The sequence below is a fragment of the Hydrogenophaga sp. genome (assembly GCF_051007235.1).
Taxonomy (GTDB): domain Bacteria; phylum Pseudomonadota; class Gammaproteobacteria; order Burkholderiales; family Burkholderiaceae_C; genus Hydrogenophaga.
The window spans coordinates 1-1,029 of sequence record NZ_JBPCSJ010000215.1; the positions used below are offsets into that span (position 1 = coordinate 1).

A 1,029-nucleotide genomic window follows, 5' to 3' on the forward strand; every position below is an offset into this window, starting at 1 on the left:
CGCCGACCGCGAATACACCAGCCCCAACGGCAAAAAGGTGCGCTTGCACGGCCGCTCGCTCATGTTCGTGCGCAACGTGGGCCACCTGATGACCAACCCCGCCATCCTGTGGGGCGCGGAAGGCAAAGAGATCCCCGAAGGCATCCTGGATGCGATGGTCACCACCACCATCGCGATGCACGACCTGAAGAAGACCAAAAAAGACGCCATTCGCAACTCGCGCAAGGGCTCGGTCTACATCGTCAAACCCAAGATGCACGGCCCGCGCGAAGTGGCCTTTGCCTGCGAACTGTTCGGCCGCGTCGAGCAGGTGCTGGGCCTGGCCGACAGCACCGTCAAGCTGGGCATCATGGACGAAGAGCGCCGCACCTCCGTGAACCTGAAAGCCTGTATCGAAGCCGCGGCCAGCCGCGTCGCCTTCATCAACACCGGCTTCCTGGACCGCACCGGCGACGAGATGCACACCGCCATGCTGGCCGGCCCCATGGTCCGCAAGGGCGACATGAAGACCAGCGCCTGGATCCAGAGCTACGAGCGCAACAACGTGCTGGTGGGCCTGAGCTGCGGCCTGCGCGGCAAGGCGCAAATCGGCAAGGGCATGTGGGCCATGCCCGACCTGATGGCCGAGATGATGAAGGTCAAGATCGGCCACCCCAAGGCCGGCGCCAACACCGCCTGGGTGCCATCGCCCACCGGCGCCACGCTGCACGCCCTGCACTACCACCAGGTGCTGGTGTCCGACGTGCAGAAGGAGCTGGAAAAGATCGACTCCAGCAAGGAGCGCGACAACATCCTGACCGGTATGCTGACCGTGCCGGTGAGCGCCAACCCGAACTGGACCGACGCCGAAAAACAGGCCGAGCTGGACAACAACATCCAGGGCATCCTGGGTTACGTGGTGCGCTGGGTCGACCAGGGCGTGGGCTGCTCCAAGGTGCCGGACATCAACGACATCGGCCTGATGGAAGACCGCGCCACGCTGCGCATCAGCAGCCAGCACGTGGCCAACTGGCTGCACCACGGCATCGT

General features: G+C 64.6%; 1 protein-coding gene. It reads left to right on the top strand.

Translation table 11 applies throughout. The features are described from left to right. A partial coding sequence (locus ACR2JA_RS07805; RefSeq protein ID WP_434008530.1) for a malate synthase G occupies positions 1–1,029 on the top strand: 1,029 nt, incomplete at both ends.